General features: G+C 69.9%; 24 protein-coding genes, 2 tRNA genes and 1 pseudogene. 12 read left to right on the forward strand and 15 right to left on the reverse strand.

The window, feature by feature from the left end; all coding sequences use genetic code 11:
• Positions 1 to 15 precede the first annotated feature (15 nt).
• A complete protein-coding gene (locus tag I2W78_RS25010) occupies positions 16 to 1071 on the forward strand; it encodes a LacI family DNA-binding transcriptional regulator (RefSeq protein ID WP_196462511.1) in 1056 nt (351 codons plus the stop codon).
• 330 nt (positions 1072 to 1401) lie between these two features.
• Positions 1402 to 1698, forward strand: a complete 297-nt coding sequence (locus I2W78_RS25015) for a hypothetical protein (RefSeq protein WP_196462512.1) — start codon at positions 1402 to 1404, stop codon at positions 1696 to 1698.
• A 3-nt stretch (positions 1699 to 1701) separates the two neighbouring features.
• On the opposite strand, the gene I2W78_RS25020 is transcribed toward I2W78_RS25015, so the two are convergent.
• The gene (locus I2W78_RS25020) at positions 1702 to 2859 is read right to left on the reverse strand and encodes a nuclear transport factor 2 family protein (protein WP_196462513.1); all 1158 of its coding nucleotides are present in this window, start codon (positions 2857 to 2859) and stop codon (positions 1702 to 1704) included.
• 95 nt (positions 2860 to 2954) lie between these two features.
• On the opposite strand from I2W78_RS25020, the gene I2W78_RS25025 reads away from it, so the two are divergent.
• Together I2W78_RS25025 and I2W78_RS25030 are read left to right on the forward strand one after the other, a co-directional pair.
• Positions 2955 to 3860 carry a LysR family transcriptional regulator gene (locus tag I2W78_RS25025; RefSeq protein ID WP_196462514.1) on the forward strand — a complete coding sequence of 302 codons (906 nt, stop codon included), beginning with the start codon at positions 2955 to 2957 and terminating at the stop codon, positions 3858 to 3860.
• A 153-nt stretch (positions 3861 to 4013) separates the two neighbouring features.
• Positions 4014 to 5456, forward strand: a complete 1443-nt coding sequence (locus I2W78_RS25030; RefSeq protein WP_196462515.1) for an eCIS core domain-containing protein — start codon at positions 4014 to 4016, stop codon at positions 5454 to 5456.
• A gap of 56 nt (positions 5457 to 5512) precedes the next feature.
• Here the strand turns inward: I2W78_RS25030 and I2W78_RS25035 are convergent, their stop codons facing one another.
• From I2W78_RS25035 to I2W78_RS25055, 5 genes are all read right to left on the reverse strand, one after another.
• The gene (locus I2W78_RS25035; RefSeq protein WP_196462516.1) at positions 5513 to 6382 is read right to left on the reverse strand and encodes a GNAT family N-acetyltransferase; all 870 of its coding nucleotides are present in this window, start codon (positions 6380 to 6382) and stop codon (positions 5513 to 5515) included.
• An 88-nt stretch (positions 6383 to 6470) separates the two neighbouring features.
• A complete protein-coding gene (locus tag I2W78_RS25040) occupies positions 6471 to 6638 on the reverse strand; it encodes a hypothetical protein (protein ID WP_196462517.1) in 168 nt (55 codons plus the stop codon).
• Complete coding sequence (locus tag I2W78_RS25045; RefSeq protein ID WP_307783770.1) at positions 6635 to 7762, reverse strand: radical SAM protein; 1128 nt, start codon at positions 7760 to 7762, stop codon at positions 6635 to 6637. Before I2W78_RS25045 ends, I2W78_RS25040 begins: the two co-directional genes overlap by 4 nt.
• Before the next feature lie 522 nt (positions 7763 to 8284).
• Positions 8285 to 8599, reverse strand: coding sequence for a DUF6415 family natural product biosynthesis protein (locus I2W78_RS25050; protein WP_196462519.1), 315 nt, complete (start codon positions 8597 to 8599; stop codon positions 8285 to 8287).
• Positions 8600 to 8622: 23 nt separating this feature from the next.
• Complete coding sequence (locus tag I2W78_RS25055) at positions 8623 to 8847, reverse strand: hypothetical protein (RefSeq protein WP_196462520.1); 225 nt, start codon at positions 8845 to 8847, stop codon at positions 8623 to 8625.
• A gap of 255 nt (positions 8848 to 9102) precedes the next feature.
• On the opposite strand from I2W78_RS25055, the gene I2W78_RS25060 reads away from it, so the two are divergent.
• A complete protein-coding gene (locus I2W78_RS25060) occupies positions 9103 to 10431 on the forward strand; it encodes an XRE family transcriptional regulator (RefSeq protein ID WP_196462521.1) in 1329 nt (442 codons plus the stop codon).
• A gap of 3 nt (positions 10432 to 10434) precedes the next feature.
• Here I2W78_RS25060 and cutA read toward each other — a convergent pair whose 3' ends face one another.
• The gene (gene cutA, locus I2W78_RS25065) at positions 10435 to 10761 is read right to left on the reverse strand and encodes a divalent-cation tolerance protein CutA (protein ID WP_196462522.1); all 327 of its coding nucleotides are present in this window, start codon (positions 10759 to 10761) and stop codon (positions 10435 to 10437) included.
• A 595-nt stretch (positions 10762 to 11356) separates the two neighbouring features.
• Here cutA and I2W78_RS25070 point away from each other — a divergent pair.
• The 3 genes and pseudogenes from I2W78_RS25070 to I2W78_RS40705 all read left to right on the forward strand — a co-directional run.
• Positions 11357 to 11427: transfer RNA gene (locus I2W78_RS25070), tRNA-OTHER, on the forward strand.
• An 863-nt stretch (positions 11428 to 12290) separates the two neighbouring features.
• Entirely contained in the window at positions 12291 to 12992 is a 702-nt protein-coding gene (locus tag I2W78_RS25075; protein WP_196462523.1) for a hypothetical protein, read from the forward strand.
• Between the two features lie 240 nt (positions 12993 to 13232).
• Positions 13233 to 13467, forward strand: a pseudogene (locus tag I2W78_RS40705) (IS630 family transposase); the annotation flags it as partial.
• Between the two features lie 37 nt (positions 13468 to 13504).
• On the opposite strand, the gene I2W78_RS25080 reads toward I2W78_RS40705, so the two are convergent.
• The 5 genes from I2W78_RS25080 to I2W78_RS25100 form a co-directional block, all read right to left on the reverse strand.
• Positions 13505 to 13864, reverse strand: a complete 360-nt coding sequence (locus I2W78_RS25080; RefSeq protein WP_196462524.1) for a hypothetical protein — start codon at positions 13862 to 13864, stop codon at positions 13505 to 13507.
• A gap of 139 nt (positions 13865 to 14003) precedes the next feature.
• Positions 14004 to 14076, reverse strand: a tRNA-His gene (locus I2W78_RS25085).
• A 115-nt stretch (positions 14077 to 14191) separates the two neighbouring features.
• Positions 14192 to 14794, reverse strand: a complete 603-nt coding sequence (orn, locus tag I2W78_RS25090; RefSeq protein ID WP_196462525.1) for an oligoribonuclease — start codon at positions 14792 to 14794, stop codon at positions 14192 to 14194.
• Positions 14795 to 14909: 115 nt separating this feature from the next.
• Positions 14910 to 16151 (reverse strand): helix-turn-helix domain-containing protein, encoded by a 1242-nt coding sequence (locus I2W78_RS25095; RefSeq protein ID WP_196462526.1) that lies wholly within the window; start codon positions 16149 to 16151, stop codon positions 14910 to 14912.
• Positions 16152 to 16528: 377 nt separating this feature from the next.
• On the reverse strand, positions 16529 to 16861 hold the full coding sequence (locus I2W78_RS25100) for a hypothetical protein (protein ID WP_196462527.1): 333 nt from the start codon (positions 16859 to 16861) through the stop codon (positions 16529 to 16531).
• Positions 16862 to 17169: 308 nt separating this feature from the next.
• Between I2W78_RS25100 and I2W78_RS25105 the strand changes: the two genes are divergently transcribed.
• Together I2W78_RS25105 and I2W78_RS25110 are read left to right on the forward strand one after the other, a co-directional pair.
• Positions 17170 to 17697 carry a universal stress protein gene (locus I2W78_RS25105; protein ID WP_196462528.1) on the forward strand — a complete coding sequence of 176 codons (528 nt, stop codon included), beginning with the start codon at positions 17170 to 17172 and terminating at the stop codon, positions 17695 to 17697.
• A gap of 151 nt (positions 17698 to 17848) precedes the next feature.
• The gene (locus I2W78_RS25110; RefSeq protein WP_196462529.1) at positions 17849 to 18409 is read left to right on the forward strand and encodes a GPR1/FUN34/YaaH family transporter; all 561 of its coding nucleotides are present in this window, start codon (positions 17849 to 17851) and stop codon (positions 18407 to 18409) included.
• 175 nt (positions 18410 to 18584) lie between these two features.
• Here the strand turns inward: I2W78_RS25110 and glmS are convergent, their stop codons facing one another.
• On the reverse strand, positions 18585 to 20402 hold the full coding sequence (gene glmS / locus I2W78_RS25115; protein ID WP_196462530.1) for a glutamine--fructose-6-phosphate transaminase (isomerizing): 1818 nt from the start codon (positions 20400 to 20402) through the stop codon (positions 18585 to 18587).
• A 13-nt stretch (positions 20403 to 20415) separates the two neighbouring features.
• Positions 20416 to 20673: a hypothetical protein gene (locus tag I2W78_RS25120; protein WP_141313127.1), complete on the reverse strand. Its 258-nt coding sequence runs from the start codon at positions 20671 to 20673 to the stop codon at positions 20416 to 20418.
• A gap of 175 nt (positions 20674 to 20848) precedes the next feature.
• Here I2W78_RS25120 and I2W78_RS25125 point away from each other — a divergent pair, with 175 nt between their 5' ends.
• Positions 20849 to 22411: a purple acid phosphatase family protein gene (locus I2W78_RS25125; protein WP_196462531.1), complete on the forward strand. Its 1563-nt coding sequence runs from the start codon at positions 20849 to 20851 to the stop codon at positions 22409 to 22411.
• Positions 22412 to 22419: 8 nt separating this feature from the next.
• Here I2W78_RS25125 and I2W78_RS25130 read toward each other — a convergent pair whose 3' ends face one another.
• Positions 22420 to 23307: a DUF4429 domain-containing protein gene (locus I2W78_RS25130; protein ID WP_196462532.1), complete on the reverse strand. Its 888-nt coding sequence runs from the start codon at positions 23305 to 23307 to the stop codon at positions 22420 to 22422.
• An 80-nt stretch (positions 23308 to 23387) separates the two neighbouring features.
• On the opposite strand from I2W78_RS25130, the gene I2W78_RS25135 reads away from it, so the two are divergent.
• Entirely contained in the window at positions 23388 to 24968 is a 1581-nt protein-coding gene (locus I2W78_RS25135) for a beta-N-acetylhexosaminidase (protein ID WP_307783771.1), read from the forward strand.
• Positions 24969 to 25007: the final 39 nt, after the last annotated feature.

A 25007-nucleotide genomic window follows, 5' to 3' on the forward strand; every position in this document is an offset into this window, starting at 1 on the left:
CGGAAGGCGGAGCCCATGGCAAGCCACGGAGCGCGGGGCCGGAGCGGTGGCCGGCCCACCCTGGAGGAGGTCGCCGCGCGCGCCGGCGTGGGCCGGGGCACGGTCTCCCGGGTGATCAACGGCTCGCCCCGGGTCAGCGACGCGACGCGCGCGGCGGTGGAGGCGGCGGTCGCCGAGCTCGGCTACGTCCCGAACACGGCGGCCCGCGCCCTGGCCGCGAACCGCACCGACGCGATCGCCCTCGTCGTCCCCGAGCCGGAGACCCGGTTCTTCGCGGAACCGTACTTCTCGGACATGCTGCGAGGTGTCGGAGCCGCGCTGTCCGACACCGAGATGCAGCTGCTGCTGATCTTCGCGGGCAGCGACCGGGAGCGTCGGCGCCTCGCCCAGTATCTGGCGGCGCACCGGGTGGACGGTGTCCTGCTGGTCTCGGTGCACGCGGACGACCCGCTGCCGGATCTGCTGGCCCAGCTGGAGATCCCGGCGGTGATCAGCGGTCCGAGATCGGCGGAGGAGTCGCTGGCCTCGGTGGACTCGGACAACTACGGTGGCGCCCGCTCCGCCGTCGAACACCTGCTCGCTCGGGGGTGCCATCGCATAGCCCACATCACGGGCCGCCTCGACGTGTACGGCGCCCAGCGGCGCATCGACGGCTACCGCGACGCGCTGCGCGACGCCGGGCACGCGGTGGACGAACGGCTGATCGAGGCGGGTGACTTCACCGAGGAGGGCGGCGGGCGGGCGATGACGGAGCTGTTGGCCCGCTGTCCCGACCTGGACGCCGTCTTCGCGGCCTCGGACGTGACCGCGGCGGGCGCCCGCCAGGTCCTGCGCGAGGCGGGCCGTCGTATCCCCGAGGACGTGGCCCTGGTCGGCTACGACGACTCCGCGATCGCCCGCCACATGGACCCGCCGCTCACCAGCGTCCGTCAGCCGATCGAGGAGATGGGCCGCAGGATGATCGACCTGCTCCTCAGCGAGATCGCCGACCGACGCCCGGCGGTGTCCCGGGGGCTGGAGCGGCGGCAGGTGGTGCTGGCGACGGAGTTGGTGGAGCGGGCGTCGTCGTAGTGGTGGGCTGGGCTGGGCGTGTCGGGGGACGTCGTCACATGGCCTGGGTTGGGCTGGGCGTGTCGGGGGACGTCGTCACATGGCCTGGGTTGGGCTGGGCGTGTCGGGGGCGTTGTCGTGTGGCCTGGGTTGGGCCGGGTGTGTCGGGGGCGTTGTCGTGTGGCCTGCGTTGGGCCGGGTGAGTCAGGGGCGTCGTCACATGGCCTGGGTTGCGCTGCGTGAGTCAAGGGCGTCGTTGTACGGCCCGGGTTGCGCCGGGTGAGTCAGGGGGCGTCATCCGGTCGGCCCGGTCGGGGCGCGGGCCCCTCGGGGCGTGCATAAGATCCGCGCGTGGCACACACCTTCGAGGAACTTCTGGCGAAACAGCGGGCCGCGGACGAGGCGCACACGAGGGTCCTGGAGCTACGGGACGCCTACGGTCCGCCGACCCAGGAGGGCGGCTGGAACGAGCCTCAGCGCGAGACGTACGAGACGGCCTGGCGGGCCTGGCGCGACCTCGACCGCGATCTGGGGCAGACGGTGACCGAGTACGCGAAGGCGGAGGGGACGACGCGTGCGGAGGTCGAGGCGGAACTGCGCAAGGTCCTGCCGGACCCGGAGACACGGTGGGGTACGACGGAGGGCTGACGCCTACTGGTCCCGGTGGTAGGCCTTGTTGGCGATGCGCCACCCGTCGTCGACGTGGACCAGCAGGAAGACGTCGGTGAAGGTGTCGGCGCCGTGCCAGAGCATCATGGTCGCGGTCGCGACGGTGCCGTGGACGTCGACGGCGTCGATGCGGCGGGAGCGGGTCGACTCGTCCGGGGCCGGCCGCCCGTGGAACAGCGCGCAGTACTCGTCCAGGCCCCACGAGACGAATGCTCCGTCCCGGATGCCCTCGATGTGGGCGGTGGGCAGGAACGCGTCGCGGAAGTGTGCGGGATCGCCGGTGGCATGACCACGGATGTAGGCGCGCAGCGGTTCGAGCACGGCGTCATCCACGGCCGGGACCGTGGCGGCGACGGCGATGTCGTCCTCGGGGTCGGCGGGAGTGCCGGTCAGGACGGCCGCGCCGCCCAGCGGGGAGTTCGACGCGGCGGCCAGCAGCGTCAGGTCCTTGGCCAGCGCACCGATCGTGAACTCGGCCGGGGCGGCGGCCGACTGGCCGGCGAGGAAGGCTCGCTTGCGGGCCACGAGCCCGCCGAGTTGGCCGAGTTCGAGGACGTCCAGCACCTGGGCACGGGGCAGGCCAAGGGCGTCGGCCTGCCGCAGTGAGTCGCGCAGCGCGAGGACGGCGCCGGCGAGGCTGTCGTTGGCGATCAGCTTCAGCGCGGCGGCGGTGGCGGCGTCGTCGACGCGCCGCACGGTGCCGAGCGTTTCCAGCACCGGTCGGACCCGGTCGAGCGCGTCCGGGTCGGCGGCGGCCAGGATCCGCAGGGCGCCACTCGCGGCGGCCGGCACGGAGCCGAGCACGGGCGCGTGGACGTATGACGGGCCGAGTTGCCGGGCCAGGCTCGCGGCCTCGGCCGGGGCGATGGTGCTGACGTTCAGGACGACGGTGTCCGTTCGCAGCGAGTCGCGGACGCGGTCGACGACCTGCCGGCAGGCCCGGCCGTCGTACAACGCCAGAAGCGCGAGGTCGGCCTTGGCCACGGCGTCGTTCGGGTCACCGACCGTCTCGACGGCGCCTGCCGAGTGCCCGGAGCGGGTCCAGCCGACGACGTCCCAGCCGCGGTCGGCGAGTCGTGTCGCGATCGCGGCGCCCATGCGGCCCAGGCCCAGGACGGCGATCGTGTGCGGTGTGGTCATACGTCCGAGCCTCCGGGATCGCCATGCCTGCGACAAGCGCAGGTCTGGCAGGACAGCCATGCGGACGACGCATACCGCCTCGGCATACTTGCGCCATGGACCTGACCGCGTGGCGCACGTTCGTGACGGTGTGTCGGCTGGGGTCGCTGTCGGCGGCGGCCACCGAACTCGGCTACACGCAGTCGGCCGTCTCCCGGCAGATCGCCGGGCTGGAGCGCAGGCTCGGGGTACCGCTGGTGCGGCGGCATGTGCGCGGGGTGCGTCCGACGCCTGCCGGGGAGGTGTTCCGTCATCACGCGCTGGTCGCCCTCAACGAGGCCGACCGTGCCGTGCGTGCAGTACGGGAGGGGTGGGGCGAGGCGCTCAGTCGACCACTGACGGTCGGTGCGACGCCGTCTCTGGCCGCTGGGATCGTGCCCGCCGCGATCCGCCGCCTGCTGGAGACGGCCGGCGCCCTGCGGTGGAGCCTGTCGCCCGGGCTGAGCGGACAACTGTACGAGCGCGTGATCGCCGGCGATCTCGACGTCGCCGTGGTCACCGACGCGCCACCAGGTCTACGCCATGACCCGCGTGTCGAACGGCAGTTCCTGGCGATGGACGAGATGGTCGTCGTACTGCCCGCCGATCACCCGCGAGCCGGGCACGGCCCGGTGCACATCCGGGCACTGGCCGACGAGACCTGGGTCGAGGACAACGACGGCTCGGCGGCACTGCTGCGCCAGCACGCCGCCCGCGCCGGAGTCACCGCCCGCATCGACCTCACCGCCGCCGATCTGCCGGGCAAGACGGCCCTGGTCGCAACCGGCCACGCCATCGCGCTGATACCCGGCGTGCTGACCGGCGCGCTGCGAACCGACGTCACCACGGTGGCCCTCGTCGACCCCCCGACCCGCGGCATCTACACGATCACACCTCGCCGCGACCCCCACCCATCCGCCGCGCTCCTGCACGACCACCTCGCGACAGCCTTCGGCTCGGACGATCCCGGGCAAGGACCGTGAAGTCGACCGCACCGAAGACCGTACGGGCGTTGTGACGGGGCCCTTCAGGGCCGCAAGTGTGCCCCAGGTCTGCCCCCGCGGAACCTGGAACGTGGCCGTCCTCCGTGCGAGCGTGGGGCGGTTGGTTCGCCTGTGATTGCCGGAGGAACACGCATGAGACTGGCCCGGGACGAGAACACCACGACGGGGAAAGAGCGGGCACCTCAGCGTCGGCGAGAGACTGCCGCATCCGCCGGAACGGCCGTGCAGCGGATGCCCGCTTTGCAGAGCCGTTTCGGGAACAACGCCGTTGTCCAGATGCTGCGGCGGGCCGGGCACCCGGGAGCGCAGGACCAGCATCAGCACGGTCCTGGATGCGGGCACCAGTCGCAGGAATCTCCCGTACAGCGCTCCTCGGACGACGTCACCGTGGCGCGCGCCGAGGAGGAGGACGAGCATGTCCGCGGCAGGGTGCAGGACACCAGCCCGGAAGGGCAGAGCGCCCTGCTGGCCGCCGCCATGAAATCGCCGAGCGAGTCGTTGCCCTCGTCGGTCGTGGCGAAGGCCGGGGCGTTCTATCAGAACGACGCGCTCTCCTCCACCCGTGTCCACCGTGGCGCGGTGGCCCAACGCGCCACGGCGGCGATGGGGGCCCAGGCCATGACCGTCGGCAACCACATCTTCCTCTCTGCCGGGACCGCGGGCGAGAAGCTGATCGGCCACGAGCTCAGCCACGTCGACAAGAACCTCAAAGGCCTGCCCGAGACGGGCCACAGCAACGGCGCCGGAGTCACCGTCACCGACCCGAAGCAGGACTCCGAACGGGCAGCCGAGCAGGACGGCAACGCCTACGCCGCGGGTAAGCCGACCGCCCCCTCCGTCGTCGCCCCGCGCAAAGCGGCGAACGGCTCGCACGACCCCGTCCAGCGGATGATGGAGGAGGGGGAGCAGTCGGAGGAGGCCCAGGACGGGAGGCGGATCGCCCTGCAGGATCAAGCTCCGGATCTCAGCGCCGAAGACCACATCGCGGCGCTGCCCGAAGACAGCGAACAGGAAGTCGTTCTGAAGCGCGGTGTGACGCCCACGCAGCGGATGCATCTGCAGAAGGAGATAATTCGCGGCTCCTTCGTCAGTTTCCCGAAGATACTCCAGAAGCCCGACGAGAACACTACAAGGCCCGATCCTGAGCACGTCCAGGGATATGTGAGTCAGCATCGCGACGATGAGATCGCGAAACTGATCGAGTTCTCCACAGATCCTGGAATAGCCACCAAATTCGCGTCGGAATCCCGTTATGGGTACGTGCTCACCATCCGGATCAAGAGAAAGTATCTGGCGAAGGGTTCTTCTGGCTCCGAGCGCGGCTGGATCGCGAAGCAGGATGCGCCCTACGACATCGTCGCGGTTGAGCGAAAAGAATCGATGAAGGAAGAGCTCGTCCCGCTGACCGAGAACGAGTTGCGTGACGTGATCAAGAACGAGGAAATGGCCGAGTATCTACTCAAGGTCCAGGACCCGGCCGCGATGGCGTCCCATCTGAGTCAATTCCAGGGGCCGGCGAAGATGGAGGAGGTCAAGAAGATTACTGGGTACAGGAAGGCGGTGTTCCCGGACTGAGACGTCATCGCATTTGGTGAGTCTGCGATAGCAGATGCTGTGTCGCCCGTTTCCCGTCACATCTTCCGCGTGCACACGAAACCGAGGGAGGCCAGCCCCTCGGCGCGGCACAGACGGTCCGAGGCGCCGCCGACCTGCGTCTGGAGGAGCTGGTAGTCGGCGCCGTGGGACTGGCCCCAGTGCATGGCTGCGCGCCACAGCAGGCGCCCCAGACCGTTGCCACGGGCCTCGGGCAGGACCGCGAAGTACTGCGGCATGAGCTGGCGGTAGCCGACCGCGTCAGGGCGGATCTCCATGGGCCCGATGGCCCCGACGATGCGTCCGTCGACGACGGCGGTGAGGACGGGGCCGGTGCCTTCTGCCTGCATCTGGGTGTACAGGAAGAGCAAGCCGTCAGCGGCCATGGCCCTGGCATACGAATCGAAGGTCTCCCGTACTTCGTCCGGCCACTCGGTGAATGCACGCACGGGCCCGCCGGGGTTCTCGCAGGGGCGGGTGGTGAAGTCCTGGAGCTGGATTCTGACCCCGTCGGCGGGCCTGGCTTCGGGACCGAAGGGGCGTACGACGCGGGCACCTGCCACGCCGTGCTCCGCAGCGAGCTTTGCGGCGAGCTCGGCGGCCTGGTCGACGATGTCGGTCTGGTGGCCGTAGGCGAAAACCTTGGTGGCGCCCCGGCCGCGAGTCGACAGAGTCGGGATCAGGGTGCGATCGGGCTGGTGGACGATGCCGTCGGCGAGCACGGTCTCGTCCTTCTCACTGCCCCACCGGCGGTCCTTGTCGTAGTGGAGAAAGAAGCGGCCCATGGCCGCCGCGGCGCGGATGTCCTCGAAGAGGTCGACGGTGAGCGCGTGGGGGTGGACGGGACCGAGGGTAGGCACGATCGGTGCGGTGAGCACCGGGCGCAGCCAGTCCCAGCGGAAGAACATGGTGGCACCTTAGTGGTTCTGGGGGGCACGCCTCTGGACCTGACGATCCCGCCAGGTCCAGAGGGTTCAGCTGGTGCGCTGCGGACACCTAGTGGGGGTTGTCGTCACCGGCGTCGCAGGAGCACTCGGCGCTCTCCACAATCTCGTCCAGGTCGGCGACGGCAGTGATGGAGGCGGCGGCCACAGGCGGGGCCGCGCGACGGGCGCTTGCGGGCGGGCCGGACAGGATCTCTACGGATACGGGTCGTGGTGTCATGTGACGGTCTCCTTCGTGTCTCCGTGCTGGCAGTAGCTGTGCAGCGGCGCCTTGGCCTGCTGGTAATGCTTGGCCAGGGGGCGGCAGACTCGGCATGTGCCGGACAGGGCGCAGCCCTCGCACCCACCGGTGCGAAGCATCAGGTGGTCGGCGATCGAGCCGAGCCGCAGCAGTCCGTCCACGCCCTCAGCCATGAGGTCGATCTGGTCGTCGCGGCCGACCTTGCAGATCGACACCAGGCCGTGAGGATCGGCGTGGAAGAACGTGTGGCCTGCGTTGCACCCGGCGAAGGGCTTGCGCCGGCGCAGGTGGGCGGCGGACTGGGCAAGCAGCGGCTCGCCGCCGCCGCTGATCGTTGGGGTCATGTTCGTGTAGGCGTGATGCTCAATGCCCCACCTCTCTGCGAGGGCGCGCATCTCGTCGGACTCGCCGGCGTTGGCTTCGGTGACCACAAGGTTGAGGCGCAGCGGCAGGCCGGCCTCGCGGGCGGCGGCCATGCCACGCTGAAACGCCTTCCAGGAGCCGCGGCGCCGGGTCACCTTCTCGTAGCTGGCCTGGCTGGCGCCGTACAGGCTAATGACGAGCCGGTAGGGCGGGCAGTCACGGAAGAGGCGCAGCAAATCGGGGCGCCACAGCAGGGAGCCGTTCGTGGAGATCGTGAGCATCATCCCGGCGAGCCACGCGTACCGGTAGGCGCCCTCGAAGTCGCGGTCCATGGTGGGTTCGCCGCCTGTGATCTGGAGCCAGAGGACCCCGGCCTCGCGCACGACGTCCAGGAGCCGGACCTTGTCCTCCCAGCCGAGACCGGCGACAGGCCGCTCACCGAGATAGCAGTGCGGGCAGCCGTAATTGCATCCGAGGTTGATCTCCCAGGAGGCCCGGCAGTAGCCGTACGACGACGGCTCACGGACCAAGAGCGTGCCTTCCATGGGGCGCCCGGCGACGTCGAGCCCCCACATGCCGGCGGCCGTGTCGGCCACCCAGTGGGGAACGGTCTGCCCGGCGGCTGCGGCGGCTCGGAGCCGCTCGTAGTGGGCGGCCGGGATTCGCGTACCCGACCGGGCGCCGGGGCGCAGCAGCAGGTGCCCGTCGAGGAACGGGCTGGCGATCAGCTTGTGTGGCACGACGTCTTCTCCTCTCCCGTGCGGAGGGCGGTGCAGTAGATCTCGCCCATCCCGTTGCATGTGTCGCAGCTCTTGCCGGTGCGAGGATTGGCGCCGCCGCCGTGGCAGTCCGGACATGCGTCAGCACGCGCGGGTGGTAAGGGGCGCCTGGTCGTGCGCGGGGAAGTGGATGTCAACACAGGGACTCCTTCGTCCAGGTGTTCCAGTGGACTCGGGGCGGAAGTTCGGTGGCCCCGTCCCGCCGGAGGCTTACGTTCCTCCGACGGGACGGCCGTCTCTGGTTGCGACCCCGACCCGGTGGTCGCCGCGGGGGTGCGTCAGGACGGCGTCCGCGCCGGCACCAGGGCGAGGACGGGAGCGGTCACGGCTGCCACGTACACGAGCAGGCCGAGGATGACGGTCACGGGGCGCCGGTCCAGGGGTGGCAGGCACAGCCGCACCGGTGCTGGAGCAGGACCCCTGTGGCGTGCGGTAGCTCGGCCAACGGCGCCGGCGCGTCCGCCGCGGGACGCGTGGTCGTCTTTATGCGGTCCCGCTTCGCAGCTTTTCGTGGTGGTCGCACAGGGCACTGACCGAGCGGGCGAGCATTTGTACGACCGCGTAGCGGACGTAGAGGGTGCTCCCCGGTCCCAGTCGGAGCCGCATGCGCGCCTCCCCGGCCACGGTCAGAGCAACCTCGCGTCGGATGTCTCCCCTGGGAAGGCGGCTAGCCGCCCGCTCGACCTCGGGGCCGAGCAACTGGATGTGCCCGCGCAGCTGGAGCCGCAGCGCCTCCAGTGCCTCGTCGGACAGCGGCGCGGCTCCCCGCGCGAGCACCCGCTGGGCCGTAACGCGCATGTTCGTAAGGTCGGTGGTCACTGTCACGGCAGTTCACCCCTGGATCGGGCGTTGGCGGCCGCGACACCCTCGCTGAGCGCGTCTCCTGCCGGGACCGGCTTCAGGTTCTCCGGGCCGGCGTCCCACTCCAGACCGCCGCCGATGGGCCGCAGCTGCACGTAGGGGCCCTGAAAGCCCATCACCTTGCCCGTCTTCCTGGTGCCCGTGTCTTCGACCGTCTCGCCGACGCGCGGCTCGTACGCGGTCATCACCACTGCGCCTCCCCTGCACGCGCGGCCGGGACGCGAGCGCGCTCCAAGGGCCCCTTCGAGCAGTCGTGGTAGAGACTTCACTGTCGACTCCTTCGCAGTCGGCCATGCCCCGGGGCCGTGACAGCGGTCGCCGGGGTCCTGAATGCCTCAACCTGCCAGGGAGTTCGGCTACTGACTTCCCGTCCGTGAGTATCCCCACGATGGGTACGCTGCTGCCCAGGCAGTGAGACATCAGGCGCGACGGGGCATCCCATGACCGGATACGAACCGCCAACGGCACTCCCGCGGGCGCTCCTTGACCGCGAGGACATGAAGGCCGCGATCGCGGCTCACGACTTCGGCAAGGTATTCCGGCTCGCGCGCTCCGAAGCGCTGATCAGCTATTCGAAAATCGCGGCTGAGTGCGACATGAAGCCAGAGCGTGTCGGCCTCCTGGCGCGCGGTCAGGGCAGCGTTACCACGTTCGAGAAGATCGCGCGTATCGCCGACGCTCTTCGGATCCCAGGTCACCTGCTCGGTCTTGCCCCACGCGAGTGGGAAGCGCCGGCTGCGCTGCACCGTACGGTTCGCTCGCCTGCCCACACCCCCGACGCGGACGGAGACGACGTGCGGCGCAGGGAGTTCTTCAAGGCATCGGCCGGGGCCGGCCTTGTCGTCGCATTGCCCGAACTGACCCGCCCCCAGGCGGGCAGTCGAGTCGGAAGCGACCTTCCTGAACGGTTGCGGGAGCGTGCGGCCCGCCTACGCCGCCTCGATGACGTTCTCGGAGGCGGCGACACCTACCGCGTCTACCTCGGCGAGTACGAGGCCACGAAAGCTCTGCTGCGGGAGGCGAGCTACACGGAAGCGACCGGCCGGGCCCTGCTCTCTGTGCTGGCCGAGCAGGCGCAGCAGGCCGGTTGGGCCGCGTTCGACTGCGGGAGGCACGAGGACGCGACCGGCCTGTATGAGGCCAGCCACCAGGTGGCGGTCGACGCGGGGGACGCAGAGCTGGCGGGCAACGCGCTCGCCTTCCTGGCGTACCAGGCCGTCGACGGCGACCGGCGCGCCGGGATCCAGATTTCCGCGCGGTCCGTTGAGGAGGCCGGCCCCGAAGCAGCCCCGGGCGTACGAGCGCTGCTGTACGAGCGGCTCGCCTGGGCGTACGCGGTCGCCGGACTCGCCGACGAAACGGAGCGCGCCCTCGATGCCGCGCAGGCCGCGCTTGCCGACATCGACGAGCGTCCTCAACCGGACTGGGTGACGTGGGTCGACGAGAACGAGCTACAGATCATGACCGGCCGCTGCTGGACGGAACTGCGGCGCCCACTCCGGGCGGTCCCCGTCCTCGAGGCCGCGCTTGCGCGGTACGACGACGCGCACGCACGGGACAAGAGCCTGTACCTGTCCTGGCTCGCCGACTCCTACTTGACCGCAGGCGAGGTCGAACAGGCAGCCTCGGTAACCGGGCGCGCGCTCGACCTCGCATCTGGAGTCGCCTCGGTAAGGCCACGCGAACGCCTTGCCCCGGTCCTGCGGCGACTCGGCCGGCACCGGACGCTGCCCGCCATCGCTGAGCTGCTGGAGAAGACCGGCGCTTGATCCCTACTCGGTGGGCTTCGTGTTCGCGGCCAGCCACCGCAGGCAGGCCTCTGATCCGGCCACGATCGGCACCGCTGTGATCTCCGGGTTCTGCCACGGGTGGTGCTTCAGAAGGTGCGCCTCAAGCTCGGCGTACCGGGCCCGCTGGGTTTTCAGCAGCAGCTGCCATTCCTCGCCGGTTCCGAACTCGCCGTCGTGCCAGAAGGCGGAGATCACGGGGCCGATGATCTGCGCGCCCGCAGCCAGCCTGCCCTGGACGACAGACCGGGCCAGCCCGACCGCCTGTTCACGGGTTTCCGTCGCTGTGGATACCTGCACGAAGTCAGTCATGGGCCGGAGCCTATCGACCGGCCAGCCGCCCGCCTGCGGCCTACAGTGCCCCGGCTGACGACGGGGGTACGAGGCCGGGGCGCCGATGGCGCGCCCCGCCTGCCAGCAAGAGGCGCCCACCGTCTCCGGGAGGCGCCGGTACCCGGAAGGGGGCGCCGGTGAGACGGTGGGGCGACCACAATGCGCCACCGTGGCCGAAAGAGCAATACATCGGGCAGCGTTTCGGGCTGGAGGACGTGCCCGAGGGCGAGCGTTCAGCGGCTCCGGCTGCGGCTGGAGCACATGTTGGAGGCGGAGTCCGGCTTCCGCAGCGGCAGCGCGTACTGGGGCGAGGCCGGGCGAGCCGCGCACAGCCTACGATCCGGCGATCACGACCTTGACCGAGCGGCGCCGGGTGAAGTTCGAACTGAACGCCCTCAGTACGGCGGAGGTGCAGCGGCTGGGTTGGTCGGGGTTCCGCCACCTGCCGACGCGGAAGGCGCCGCTGAGCAGGCCGCGAGGTCGCCCGGAGCACCGCGCAGGGGCTACGGTTGATTCATAGGAGAATTCGGAATCCTCCCCCTGAACCGGGGACGGTTACGCTCTCCGGCCGAAAGCGTTCTTAGCTCAGTGGCAGAGCACCGTGCGAGGACGCGGGTGTCATCGGTTCAAGTCCGATAGGACGCCGCAGGCGGGCTTCCTTCCGCGTTCGGCAACGAGGGAAGCCCAGCGACCTTCACACGAGGTGATCGCGGGTGTTCCTGGCAACACAATTCCCGATCGCCGACCTGCGCCCTCTTCTGGCCCAGGAGACCCGCCGACTCGACGTTCCGTGCTGGCCGCTGGCGCAGTCGGGCGAGTTCGTCAGATCGACCGGGCCGGTGCGCCCCCGGAAAAGGGGTGGGGTGGTTCCCTGGTTCGGTGAGGGTGTCTTCTGCGACGCCGCGAGCGTGTTCCGCTTCCCACCGAGTTTCTCGGAATTCCCCCTCCTGCCCGGGGACGAACGTACATCCGGTTTCGCGTGCGCTTACCGACGGCTGGTCGCAGACGGGTTCGTCAGCACCCGGTTCGAGCTGGCCGTCACGGGCGGAAGGTCAGGAAGACGGGGGCGGGCGAGACTGCCCAGCCAGGACTTCGTCGCACTCCTGATCAACTGGCTGGGCCTTCCCGTCGCCATCACGTCCCGCGGTGATGGCGACCGCCGGAGAAGTTGTCATCTCGGCCAGGCCGGAACGCCTCTCACGGCGCACATGCTCCGGGCGACCACCAGATTCCCCACCGCCACCCCCGCAGTCGACCGTTCCTGGCTCCAGCCAGGCCGACCGCTGCTGCTGGCCGACTATACGTCCAAGGAGGCCGAGCGCCCGCCGGACGCCAGGGTCGTTGCCCTGCAGCAGGACATCGGGGTGTGCCTGGCGCACTGCCGGGTGAGCTTCCGCGGAACTCTGGTCGGCGTCTGGCTGCTCGAACGGACGGGCCCGAGTCCGGACAAGGACGCCCTGCGTCGACTCCGGATCCATCTGCTCCGTCTCCACACGGAGTACGAGTGCGTGCGACTCGTGCTCCGCTTCCTCACAAGACAGGCGCAGGACGGCAGGAACACCGAGGCCGTGGCGCGTTTCCTGAATCGAGGACTCGACCTGCTGTCCAGCCCGAGGAAGTACGGGTTCGACCAGGATCCGATCCTGGCTGCCGCTTACGAGGCAGAGCAGCTCGTGACCGCGGACGAATGGCGGACCATAGTGCACATGCTGAGCGAGAAGCTGGCGCTTGAGCTGGCCCAGATCGACAACGCCACCTGCGGATGGGCTCGCTTGGACAGCGACACCGTCGCAAGCGGTTCGCAGCCGCTGTACATCGCGGACCGGATCGTGGTGGCAGGGAGAGGCGGGACCGTGAACGAGTTCCACACACGCGCGGGCGGGGACATCCACGGCGTCATCGGCAGCGGAAACATCGTGACGAGCAGTTTCAACCGCATAGACGGCTCGACCCTGCCCGACGAAGCCAAGGCCTTGCTGAAGCAGCTCGCGGAAGCCGTCGCACTGACGGCGAGCAAGCTGCCCGCCGAAGAGGCCGAGCAGGTGAGCAGGGACCTCACCGCCTTCCAGGACGAGGCGCTGTCCGGCACACCGCGCAGGAACGTGCTTCAGGTCTTCGGCGATTCGCTGCAGAAGGCGGCTGACTTCGTCGGCGACGTCGGCGCCCCGATCGCGAACCTCGTCACTGCCGTGATCGACTTGATCGCGTAAGTCCCGTCCCAGGGGCAGCTCCGCCCGAGGGGCGGGGCCGGAGACGAGCGGCGCGGTGACTGCTTGCTGGAGGCCTCCGTTCGGACGGTCTACGCGACGCCGACGCCCCGGCCGGCGCAGGGATCCGAGACCGCTTCAACCAGCCCCTCTCCTGGTTCGTGGATCACTGGGGCGGCAACCCTGACTTCACCTGTGTGATTGCCTTCGACGGCGAGAAGCCGGTGGCCTTCGCCTACGGGGCTCCGGCGACCCCACAGCGCGCACAAGGTCGAGCTGTGCTTCACCCCGACCTACGCCTCATGGGCCAACCCGATCGAGGCCCACTTCGGCCCGCTGCGACACTTCACTCCGGCCAACTCCAACCACCCCAACCACACAGTGCAGACCCAGGCCCTGCACCGCCCAGCGCAAGGAACGCGCCCGCATCCGCAGCGAGAATGGCATCCGTTGGGGCGGACGCCCCCTCGCAACAGCAGTCCGACCGACCCGTGACGCGGCAGGCGCGGCTTCTCTCAGCCTTCCCGAGGTTCGACTGGGCCGGCTGTCCGGGCGCCTGAATCCTTGCGTGCCGAGAGCAGGAACAGGACCGCAGCGGCGGCGGTGAAGCCGAAGCCGATGTTCATGCAGACCACGACCGTCTCGAATGACGCGTCGGCGATCCGGGGGATGCCGTTGACGAGCATGAGGGCGTAGATGCACAGAATGCCGTAGGCGCGAAGACGCATCCCGGCCTGTCGCCTGCGCATCCACGGCGGTGTCCACCCCGCCAGTATCGCCACCGGCACCGGCAGCATGAGCGCCGTGGACACTGCCAGCGCTATCCAGTGGTACAGCGGATTGCCGTTCACCCCGCCCCCTTCGTAGGCGATCAACAGCCTACGTATGGTTGGCGAGGCCCGTCCATGCCGAACACCGCGGGCTACCGGCGAACCTGTCCGGTCAGAGCACTGCGTGGGCATGAAAGAGAGGCCGATGACCCCATCACTTCGGGTCATCGGCCTCTCGACACAGGGTGAGTGACGGGACTCGAACCCGCGGCATCCTGGACCACAACCAGGTGCTCTACCAGCTGAGCTACACCCACCATGACCGGCGGTTCTACTGTCGTTTCCCCGACCGGCCGAGAAAAAGTGTACAGGGTCCGAAGGGGTGCTCGCGCCCGGCTTTCGCCGGGGCCCCGCAGCGGGCCCCGGTGGCGGTCACTGCGCGGGCAGGACGTGCTTCGCGGCGATCGTTCTGGCGGTGTCCGAGTCCGGCCCGGGCTGCGGTACGAAGATGGCCTCGCGGTAGTAGCGCAGTTCCGCGATGGACTCGCGGATGTCGGCCAGGGCGCGGTGGTTGCCGTTCTTCTCGGGGCTGTTGAAGTACGCGCGCGGGTACCAGCGGCGGGCCAGTTCCTTGATCGACGACACGTCGACGATGCGGTAGTGGAGGTAGTCCTCCAGCGTGGGCATGTCGCGCAGCAGGAAGCCGCGGTCGGTGCCGACCGAGTTGCCGCACAGCGGGGCCTTGCCCGGCTCCTTGATGTGTTCACGTACGTAGGTGAGGACCTGGTCCTCGGCGTCCGCGAGGGTCGTGCCGTTCGGGAGCTCGGCGAGCAGGCCGGACGCGGTGTGCATCTGACGGACCACCTCCGGCATCGTCTCCAGCGCCCGGTCCGGCGGGCGGATGACGATGTCCACCCCCTCGCCGAGTACGTTCAGCTCGGAGTCGGTGACGAGGGCGGCCACCTCGATGAGAGCGTCGTCGGACAGCGAGAGGCCGGTCATCTCGCAGTCGATCCACACCATGCGATCGTTCATGCGTCCACCCTACGGCCGACATACGCATGTGAGGTGTGCCGCGTACGTGCGGAGACGGTGCGGGGTCCACAGGGGGCTGCCGCTCCCTGTGGACCCCGTCACACCGTTACGGCCCTTACGACCCGCTGCGCTGCCCCGGCAGGCTCGCGCGGGCGTACGCCTCCCGGTGGTGGTCCCCCGGCATCGCCGAGGAGCCGACCGCCGCCGTACGGCGGGCCTGCATCGGCACCGGGCTCTCCGGGTGCAGCGGCCCGGACGGCGGGCCGGCCTGTAGCGGCGGGCCGGTCATCGGCGCGGGCGTGCTCGTCGGGCCGTCGCCGTCCGAGGGGCGTTCGGACTGCGGGCGGCGCGCACGGTACGCCGCCCGGTACGCGGCCGGGGACGAGCCCAGCTGGCGGCGGAAGTGGCCGCGCAGGGCGACCGGCGAGCGGAAGCCGCAGCGTCCCGCCACCTCGTCCACCGAGTAGTCCGACGTCTCCAGCAGACGCTGGGCCTGCAGCACCCGCTGGGTGATCAGCCACTGCAGGGGCGCGCTGCCCGTCAGCGAGCGGAAGCGGCGGTCGAACGTGCGGCGCGACATGTACGCCCTCGCCGCCAGCGTCTCGACGTCGAACTGTTCGTGCAGATGCTCCAGCGCCCAGGCGACGACCTCCGCCAGCGGGTCGGCGCCGATCTCCTCCGGTAAAGATCGGTCCAGGTAGCGTTCCTGGCCTCCGCTCCGGCGTGGGGGCACCACCAGGCGGCGGGCCAGCGCGCCGGCCGCCTCGTTGCCGTGGTCGGTCCGCACGATGTGCAGACAGAGATCGATTCCGGCCGCGGTGCCCGCGGACGTCAGCACGTCCCCGTCGTCGACGAACAGCTCCCGCGGGTCCACATGGACCGACGGGTAGCGCTTCGCCAGCGTGGGCGCGTACATCCAGTGCGTGGTCGCCGGGCGGCCGTCCAGCAGGCCCGCCGCCGCGAGGACGAACGCCCCCGTGCACAGGCCCACGATCCGGGCGCCCTCCTCGTGCGCCCGGCGCAGCGCTTCGAGCGCGTCCTCCGGCGGTGGCGAGGTGATCGATCGCCAGGCGGGCACGACGACCGTGCCCGCGCGGGAGATCGCTTCCAGGCCATGCGGTGCGGTCAGTTCCAGGCCCCCTGTGGTCCGCAGTGGGCCGTCCTCACCCCCGCACACCAGTAGTCGGTAGCGCGGTACGCCGGCGTCCTGGCGGTCGATCCCGAACACCGACAGCGGTATGGAACTCTCGAAGATGGGGCCGCCGCTGAACAGCAGCACCGCGACGATCTCCTTACGGCGGCGCCCGGACAGTTTCCGGGCCGCGGCATCCGGCGCGGCAGTGGAGTCGTGGCTCATACTGCTAAGCCCCCCTCGGTGGTCGCGGCTCCTCGGTTGTGTCGCTCCTGCACGTTTCCCCTCGGTCCTGCACGAGTCCCCCGCCGTAGACAGTCAAGATCGAATCTACTGTGTCCCGCCGTGCCGGCGTGGCCAGTTCACCACCCGGCACATTGTCGACTTGGCAACTTGGCGTGAAGCATTCGATCACGAAGCGTTGCACTAGCGGGCCGCGCAGGGAAGTGCGCCTTGTCGCAGTGGCCAATCCACGTAGGGTGCGCGAGCCCCCTGAGGCCCTTTCCGTGCAGGTCGAACGGGGGTTGGGGGGTGCTCAGGGGCGTTGATGCACACACTTGAGAAGTTGGCTGAAAACATACGGGCGCGTGCGCGGAAACCGGTCAGCCGACCGGTGTATGTCCGCCCGGGCGTCGCCCGCCCCTGTGCGCCCCCGTGCCGCTGCGCTGATGCCGGCCCCGGTGCGGCGCGCCCTCCGTGGCCCGCAGCCGGGCCGCACCGCGCTCGGACCCGCGCAGGAGTGCCCGGCAGGCCACCGTGACGACGGCGAGGCCGAGGGCGGAGCCCAGGGCGCCCGCGAGGGAGCTGCCGCACCAGACGAGGATCACCGGGACGAGGACACAGCTGAAGGCGGCCCACCGGATCACGTCGGTCACCGCGTCCGGGCCGGACGCGGTCCCGGAGCGCGCCTCTGCGGTCGGGCGGGGTGCGGACATCGCTAACTCCCTGTGACGGTGGTCACGGGGTTCAACGCCTGTTCGACCAGTCGGTCACTGCTGGACCGGGGTGTACCGGCGGCGTAAGTGAATCCTGTGCGAACCGCCTGTACGGGGCAGCAACCATTGCGTTACGGGCGCCCCCTCGTGCATGCTCCCTGGAACCCGCCGCGGACGTGAGCGGGATCTGGGCGAAGGAGGCGTGCCGCCGTACCCTTGGGGGTATGGGGTTGGGAAGATGATTCCCGGACACAGCTCCGCCGCACACTGTCGTCCCACCCATAAAGGATCACAACGCCGAGACAGCCATGGCCGGTCACGAATTCTTTGAACCCGCGGACCGCAAGCGGCCCGTCGCCGACCCGACGGCGGCCGATCCCCTGGCGGCGGAAGAGCCACGCCATTCGTGCGATCCCGCTTTCAAGCACGGCGTCGTCGTCGGCTTCGACGGCTCGACCTCCTCCGAGCGTGCCCTCGCGTACGCGATCGGCATGGCCCGGCGCTCCGGCTCGGGCCTGATCATCGTCCATGTGGCCAACCGGCTGCCCACCACGGTGTGGGCCGGCTGCGAGCCACCCGTCTTCGTCGACGTGCCGGACCACCGCACCGAGGTGCTCGGTCTGGAGCTCGCCTGTGCGGACTACCTCGCCGAGGTGCCCTGGATCCTGGTCGAGCGCGGCGGTGACATCTGCCACGAACTCGAGGAGGTCGGGCGGGAGTACGAGGCGGACGCCATCGTCGTCGGCTCCACGCACGGCATCGTGGGGCGTATTTTCGGCTCGGTCGCCGGGCGGCTCGCCAAGCGCGCCAAGCGCCCCGTCGTTGTCATTCCGTAACTCGCCGTTGGCCCAGGTGAGATGCCGCGTGGGCATGGCCGACTCCCTTTGTGCGCAACCCGAATCTACTTGCGCGTAGATGTGTTTGTGCCCTTGTGAAGGGCATATATCGGTCACCGCACAACTGCACAATGCATGAAGGGAGCCCGCCGTGGACAACGTCGTCTCTGCGGGAAGCACCACCACGATCGTCGGCCGACTCGCGCTCGGTATCACCCTGTTGGCCGTCGGCCTCGGGTACACCGGGCTGATCGACGGAGTGACGGCGGCGGACGCCGTGACACTGGCTCACTACGTAGGCGGCGTCGCGCTGTTCGTCGCCGGACTGTTCGCGTTCCGGGAGGGTGACGGCGGGACGGGGACCGCGTTCGCCGCGCTCGGCGCGCTCTGGTTCACGTGGGCGGTCTCGCCCAAGGTCTCCGACAACGCGGCGGGGCTGTTCCTGCTGCTGTTCGCCCTCGTCGTCCTCTCCCTCACGCTCGCCGGGGGCGACACGCTCGGGCAGGCCATGTACGGGCTGTTCTTCGTCGCGCTGCTGCTGCTCGCCATCGGGCGGTTCGCGGACAGTGGGGCGCTGGACAAGGCGGGGGGCTGGTTCGCCGTCGCCTCGGGGGCGGTGGCGTGGTACGTGGCCACGGCGGCGCTCGCGCACTGGCCGACGGCGCTTCCGCGACGCGGCGCCGCGGGTCGCGGTGTGACGGCCGCGGGTTAGCTGCGCCGGCTGGGGAGTTTGGGCGGCTCCCCGGCGAATGAGACGGACCCCCGCGTGTCTGGTGGCGACACGTGGGGGTCCGTTCTCTTGTTTGGCCTCTGCGGGTGCGTGGGGGTTGATCGCGCCCACGCGGCGGAGCCGCAAATCGATACAGCCCCGCGCCCCTTCAGGCCAACTACTCGACAGTTACCGACTTGGCGAGGTTCCTCGGCTTGTCGATGTCCCTGCCCAGGGCCAATGCCGTGTGGTAGGCGAGGAGTTGGAGGGGGATGCCCATGAGGATCGGGTCCAGTTCGTCCTCGTTCTTCGGGACCACGATCGTCTGGTCGGCCTTCTCCTGTTCCTGGTGCGCCACCGCCAGGATCTTGCCGCTGCGGGCCTTGATCTCCTCCATCGCGGCGCGGTTCTTCTCCAGCAGGTCGTCGTCGGGGACGATGGCGACCGTCGGGAGGGCGGGCTCGATCAGGGCGAGCGGGCCGTGCTTGAGCTCGGAGGCGGGGTAGGCCTCGGCGTGGATGTACGAGACCTCCTTGAGCTTGAGGGAGGCCTCGCGGGCGACCGGGTAGCCGCGGACGCGGCCGATGAAGAGCATCGAGCGGGCGTCGGCGTAACCCTTGGCCAGCTTCTCGATCTCCTCCTCCTGCTTCATGATCTCGGCGATCTGCGTGGGCAGCTTGCGCAGGCCCTCGATGATCCGCTTGCCGTCGCGGACGGAGAGGTCGCGGGTGCGGCCGAGGTGCAGGGCGAGCAGGGCGAAGGCGACGCAGGTGTTGGTGAAGCACTTCGTGGAGACCACGCAGACCTCCGGGCCGGCGTGCACGTAGATGCCGCCGTCGGCCTCGCGGGCGATCGCCGAGCCGACGACGTTCACGACGCCCAGGACCCGGGCGCCCTTGCGCTTCAGCTCCTGGACGGCGGCGAGGACGTCGTAGGTCTCACCGGACTGCGAGACCGCGATGTAGAGCGTGTCGGGGTCGACGACCGCGTTGCGGTAGCGGAACTCGGAGGCCGGCTCGGCGTCGGCAGGGATGCGGGCCAGCTCCTCGATCATCTGGGCGCCGATCATGCCCGCGTGGTACGAGGTGCCGCAGCCGAGGATCTTCACGCGGCGGATCCGGCGTGCCTCGCGCGCGTCGAGGTTCAGGCCGCCGAGGTGCACGGTGGAGAAGCGGTCGTCGATCCGGCCGCGCAGGACGCGGTCCACGGCCTCGGCCTGCTCGTGGATCTCCTTGTGCATGTAGGTGTCGTGGCCGCCCATGTCGTACGACGCCGCCTCCCACTCCACGGTGGTCGGCTCGGCCGTCGTCCGGGTGCCCTCGGTGGTGTAGGTGCGGAAGTCGTCGGCCTTGAGGGTGGCCATCTCGCCGTCGTCGAGGGTCACTATCTGCCGGGTGTGGGTGACCAGCGCGGCGATGTCCGAGGCGACGAACATCTCCTTCTCGCCGATGCCGAGGACGACCGGGGACCCGTTGCGGGCGACGACGATCCGGTCCGGGAAGTCGGCGTGCAGCACCGCGATGCCGTACGTGCCCTCGATCAGGCGCACCGTCTCGCGGACCTTGTCCTCCAGCTTCTCGGCCTGCGAGCGGGCGATCAGGTGGACGAGGACCTCGGTGTCGGTCTCGGAGAGGAACTCGACGCCGTCCGCCTCCAGTTTGCGGCGCAGGTCGGAGGCGTTGTCGATGATGCCGTTGTGGACGACGGCGACCTTGCCCTCGGCGTCGAGGTGCGGGTGGGCGTTGACGTCGGAGGGGGCGCCGTGGGTGGCCCAGCGGGTGTGGGCGATGCCGGTGGTGCCCTTGAAGCGCGCCGGGACCTTGGCCTCCAGGTCACGCACCCGGCCCTTGGCCTTGACCATCTTCAGGCCGGCGGCCTTGGGGGAGGTGACGACGATGCCGGCCGAGTCGTAGCCGCGGTACTCCAGGCGCTGCAGGCCTTCCAGGAGCAGGGGGGCGACGTCGCGCTTCCCGATGTATCCGACGATTCCGCACATATATACGTATTCCTCAGCCGTAGACGATGCGGCGCAGCTGCCGGAGCGTGAGCTCCGGCGGTGCCACCGCCCGGTATTTCAGGTCCGCCGCGATCTGTTCGAAGATCGTCGCGTTGACCAGGCCCTGGGCCTGCAGCTCGCGGTGGCGGCGACGGACGAACTCCTCGGTCGTCTCGTCGAAGTAGGCGAGCACGTCCTGGATCACACGCAGCGCCTCGCCCCGGTTGAGGGGCGTGGAGCGCGTCAGATGATCAACGAGTTCGTCGTGCACCCGGTAGATCCTGGGGTACCGGCGGCAGATTCGCAACATCGCTGCCCGATTTCGGGCAGGAGTATGAGGGAGTGCTTTGGAAGAGTTATGGGACGCCCATGGGGGTCTGTTGGGCGGTTGTTCCTCGGGCGGATGTGTGTAGCGAGCAGTTTGTGACGCCATGGACATTCCTCGCATGGGCGTACCCGAGGGGCTCGCCGACCGTATGAGCATGGCTGAGCAGCACGAATACCTGCGCGCCCGGTTCTCCCGGCGCACGATGATCAGAGGCGGCGCCGTCACCCTGGGTGCCGTGACGGGCGGCGCGTTCGTGTCCGGCGCCACGGCGCGGGCCGCGGTGCCCACCCAGCGCACGAGCACCGAGCACGTCGACGGCTCCCTCGTCGCCCCCTTCGGCCGGCACCTCGCCTACGGCAACGACCCGCGCACCGAGATGACGATCTCCTGGCAGGTCCCGGTCGCGGTCCGCGAGCCGTTCGTCCGGATCGGCGCCCACCCCTGGGACCTCTCCCGGAAGATCGACGCCGAGGTGCGCACCCTCCACACCCCGGCCGGTGTCGGTGCGAGCGCCGACCACACGCAGTACTACGTCCACGCCCGCCTCACCCACCTCCGCCCCGGCCGCACCTACTACTACGGCGTCGGCCACTCCGGCTTCGACCCCGCCGAGCCGCATCTCCTCGGCACGCTGGGCACCTTCACCACCGCCCCCGCCGACAGCCGCACCCCCTTCACCTTCACCGCCTTCGGCGACCAGGGCGTCAGCTACCACGGCCTCGCCAACGACAGCCTGATCCTCGGCCAGAACCCGGCCTTCCATCTGCACGCCGGTGACATCGCCTACGGCGACCCGGCCGGGCAGGGGCTGAAGACGGACACCGGATTCGACTCCCGCGTCTGGGACCAGTTCCTGTACCAGACCGAGTCGGTCGCCAAGCAGGTGCCGTGGATGGTCGCGTACGGCAACCACGACATGGAGGCCTGGTACTCGCCCAACGGCTACGGCGGTGAGGAGGCCCGCTGGCAGCTGCCCGACAACGGGCCGGACCGCAAGAACCTGCCCGGCGTCTACTCCTTCGTGCACGGCAACACGGCGATCATCTCGCTGGACGCCAACGACATCTCACACGAGATCCCCGCGAACCTGCGCCTTTCCGGCGGAACCCAGACCAAGTGGCTGGAGGCGCAGCTCAAGAAGTACCGAGCGGCGCGGGACATCGACTTCGTCGTCGTCTTCTTCCACCACTGCGCCTACTGCACCTCCACCGCGCACGCCTCCGAGGGCGGGGTGCGCGAGGAGTGGGTGCCGCTGTTCGAGAAGTACACCGTCGACCTGGTGATCAACGGGCACAACCACGTCTACGAGCGCACCGACGTCATCAAGACGGGCCGGGTCACCAAGAAGCTGCCGATCGGCGGGACGGCGTACCCCGAGACCGATGGTGTGGTGTACGTGACGGCGGGCGCGGCGGGGCGCAGTCTGTACGCCTTCAGCGCCGACCAGTCGTACCAGGGCCACGAGAAGGACATCGAGTCGGTGTCCTCCTTCGTCTGCGTCGACGGCGGCAAGCGGGACGAGACGGTGGAGTGGTCGCGGGTGCGCTACCTCGACTACTCCTTCCTGCGCGTCGACGTGACCCCCGCGCCCAAGGGGCGGCCGACCACGCTGAAGGTGCGGGGGATCGCCGAGACGGGCGAGGAGGTCGACCACTTCACGGTGTCCCGCAGGGCCAAGTAGGCCCCCGGCTACATCCGTTTCAGGATCGCCTGCTTGGCGAGCGCGAACTCCTCGTCGGTCAGTACGCCGCTGTGGTGCAGCTCGCCGAGTTCGCGCAGGCGCCGGAGCAGCGCGTCGTGGTCGTCCTCGCGGGCGGACGCGGCGGGCTCCGGCTCCTGCGCCGGTGCCTCCGACGCGGCGGCGGCCGGGGGCGGGGCCGCCGGGTGCGGGAGGCGGGCCTGGACGGCGGCGGCGACCAGAGCCATCAGCGGGTCCTTCTTGAAGCCCCACAGCTCGACGGAGTTGGGGTCGTACTTGGGCGGGGCCTTGGTCGGAGCGTTCTTCACGGTGAAACGCAGATAGCCGTTCTCCAGGCCCGCCGCCGGATGCCACTCCACGGCCGCGATGTCGGTGACGGCCAGCGTGCGGGTGCCGGCGGCGGCCTTGGCGTCCTCCGTCTTCCAGTTCCACTCCAGGCGGACCTGCTCGCCGTCGAAGCTCGCGGTGCCGTCCCCGGCGGCCGCCGACAGCGGGACGGCGGGGCCGGGCAGCAGGTACTCGGAGACCGGGTCGGAGGGCACCTGGTCCAGCATCAGGGCGTGGCGCACCTCGTCCACGAAGTACTCGGCGACGCCGTAACGGTCGGACTCGACGACCAGCTGATAGGGGTCGTGGGGTTCGCCGAGCCGGCCGCCGGTCGCGTGCAGCAGCGGGTCGGCGCCGTCCCGCAGCCTGAGCCTCAGCCGCCCGGACTTGCGGCCCTGCTCGAACGATATGCCCGCCAACGCGCCCAGCGGCACGACCAGTTCACCCAGCGTCTTGCGCAGCAGACCGACGTTCTTGTCCCGTCCGGGGGTCAGGCGCAGCGCGTCGCCGTCGAAGACCCAGGTGCCGTCCTTCTGGATGATTTCCGCCATGGGGTGGATTGTTCCATCAGTCTCACGAGAGAGTGGTCCAGACCTCTTGGAGCTCAATGGCTCACGGAAGGGATGGTTTTGTGAGACGACACCACAGAACACTGCGCCTTCTCGGTTCCCTGCTGCTCGTCGCGGCCGTCGGTGCCTCCGTCACCGGCGCGGCGCCCGCACCCACCAGGACCGCGGTCCCGCTCGACCGCGTGATCCCCGCCCCCGCCTCCGTCGACCCGGGCGGATCGCCGTACCGGATCACCGAGCGCACCCGCATACGCGTCGACGACTCCCGTGAGGCCCGCCGCATCGGCGGCTATCTCGCGGACGTCCTGCGCCCCTCGACCGGCTACCGCCTCCCCGTCACCACGCACGGCGACGGCGGCATCAGGCTGCGGCTCGCCAAGGGCCCGTACGGCGAGGAGGGTTATCGCCTGGACAGCGGGCGCGGCGGCGTCACCATCACCGCCGCCCGCCCCGCCGGCCTCTTCCACGGCGTCCAGACCCTGCGCCAGCTCCTCCCGGCCTCGGTCGAGCGGGACTCCGTACAGCCCGGTCCCTGGCTGGTCGAGGGCGGCACCATCAAGGACACCCCGCGCTACGGCTGGCGCGGCGCCATGCTCGACGTCTCCCGGCACTTCTTCACCGTCGACGAAGTCAAGCGCTACGTCGACCAGTTGGCGCTCTACAAGTTCAACAAGCTGCACCTGCACCTCAGCGACGACCAGGGCTGGCGCATCGCCATCGACTCCTGGCCGCGCCTGGCGACGTACGGCGGTTCGACCGAGGTCGGCGGCGGCCCCGGGGGCTACTACACCAAGGCCGACTACAAGGAGATCGTCCGCTACGCGGCCTCCCGGCACCTGGAGGTCGTCCCCGAGATCGACATGCCCGGCCACACCAACGCGGCCCTCGCCTCGTACGCCGAACTGAACTGCGACGGCGTCGCGCCCCCGCTCTACACCGGCACCGAGGTCGGCTTCAGTTCGCTGTGCGTGCGCAAGGACATCACGTACGACTTCGTGGACGACGTGGTCAGGGAGATCGCCGCCCTCACGCCGGGGCGGTACCTGCACATCGGCGGGGACGAGGCGCACTCCACGAGCCACGAGGACTACGTGACGTTCATGGAGCGGGTGCAGCCCGTCGTCGCCCGGTACGGCAAGACGGTCGTCGGCTGGCACCAGCTCACCGGGGCGAGCCCGGCCAAGGGCTCGCTCGCGCAGTACTGGGGGCTGGACGGCACCAGCGCGGCGGAGAAGGAGCAGGTGGCGGCGGCCGCGCGGAACGGGACCGGGCTGATCCTGTCTCCGGCCGACCGGATCTACCTCGACATGAAGTACAACGCCAGTACGCCGCTGGGGCTGTCGTGGGCCGGATACGTCGAGGTGCGGCGGTCCTACGACTGGGATCCGGGCGCCTATCTGCCGGGGGCGCCGGCGTCGGCGATACGGGGGGTCGAGGCGCCGCTGTGGAGCGAGACGATCGAGAACTCCGGGCACGTCGAGTACATGGCGTTCCCGAGGTTGCCGGGGGTGGCGGAGTTGGGGTGGTCGTCGGCGGCCACGCACGACTGGGACGGTTACAAGGTGCGGCTTGCTGCGCAGGGGGCGCGGTGGGAGGCGTTGGGGATCAACTACTATCGATCGCCGCAGGTGCCTTGGTTGTGATTCGGGTGCGGGCGGGTGGGGGCTGGTCGCGCAGTTCCC

This window comes from Streptomyces spinoverrucosus (assembly GCF_015712165.1).
Taxonomy (GTDB): domain Bacteria; phylum Actinomycetota; class Actinomycetes; order Streptomycetales; family Streptomycetaceae; genus Streptomyces; species Streptomyces spinoverrucosus_A.

Bases quoted from the DNA above. Each gene is read 5' to 3' on its own strand.
- I2W78_RS25010 (WP_196462511.1), top strand. From the start codon at position 16: ATGGCAAGCCACGGAGCGCGGGGCCGGAGCGGTGGCCGGCCCACCCTG.
- I2W78_RS25020 (WP_196462513.1), bottom strand. From the start codon at position 2,859: ATGACCACACCGCACACGATCGCCGTCCTGGGCCTGGGCCGCATGGGC.
- I2W78_RS25025 (WP_196462514.1), top strand. From the start codon at position 2,955: ATGGACCTGACCGCGTGGCGCACGTTCGTGACGGTGTGTCGGCTGGGG.
- I2W78_RS25030 (WP_196462515.1), top strand. From the start codon at position 4,014: ATGAGACTGGCCCGGGACGAGAACACCACGACGGGGAAAGAGCGGGCA.
- I2W78_RS25035 (WP_196462516.1), bottom strand. From the start codon at position 6,382: ATGTTCTTCCGCTGGGACTGGCTGCGCCCGGTGCTCACCGCACCGATC.
- I2W78_RS25040 (WP_196462517.1), bottom strand. From the start codon at position 6,638: ATGACACCACGACCCGTATCCGTAGAGATCCTGTCCGGCCCGCCCGCA.
- I2W78_RS25050 (WP_196462519.1), bottom strand. From the start codon at position 8,599: ATGCGCGTTACGGCCCAGCGGGTGCTCGCGCGGGGAGCCGCGCCGCTG.
- I2W78_RS25055 (WP_196462520.1), bottom strand. From the start codon at position 8,847: ATGACCGCGTACGAGCCGCGCGTCGGCGAGACGGTCGAAGACACGGGC.
- I2W78_RS25060 (WP_196462521.1), top strand. From the start codon at position 9,103: ATGACCGGATACGAACCGCCAACGGCACTCCCGCGGGCGCTCCTTGAC.
- cutA (WP_196462522.1), bottom strand. From the start codon at position 10,761: ATGACTGACTTCGTGCAGGTATCCACAGCGACGGAAACCCGTGAACAG.
- orn (WP_196462525.1), bottom strand. From the start codon at position 14,794: ATGAACGATCGCATGGTGTGGATCGACTGCGAGATGACCGGCCTCTCG.
- I2W78_RS25095 (WP_196462526.1), bottom strand. From the start codon at position 16,151: ATGAGCCACGACTCCACTGCCGCGCCGGATGCCGCGGCCCGGAAACTG.
- I2W78_RS25100 (WP_196462527.1), bottom strand. From the start codon at position 16,861: ATGTCCGCACCCCGCCCGACCGCAGAGGCGCGCTCCGGGACCGCGTCC.
- I2W78_RS25105 (WP_196462528.1), top strand. From the start codon at position 17,170: ATGGCCGGTCACGAATTCTTTGAACCCGCGGACCGCAAGCGGCCCGTC.
- glmS (WP_196462530.1), bottom strand. From the start codon at position 20,402: ATGTGCGGAATCGTCGGATACATCGGGAAGCGCGACGTCGCCCCCCTG.
- I2W78_RS25125 (WP_196462531.1), top strand. From the start codon at position 20,849: ATGGGCGTACCCGAGGGGCTCGCCGACCGTATGAGCATGGCTGAGCAG.
- I2W78_RS25130 (WP_196462532.1), bottom strand. From the start codon at position 23,307: ATGGCGGAAATCATCCAGAAGGACGGCACCTGGGTCTTCGACGGCGAC.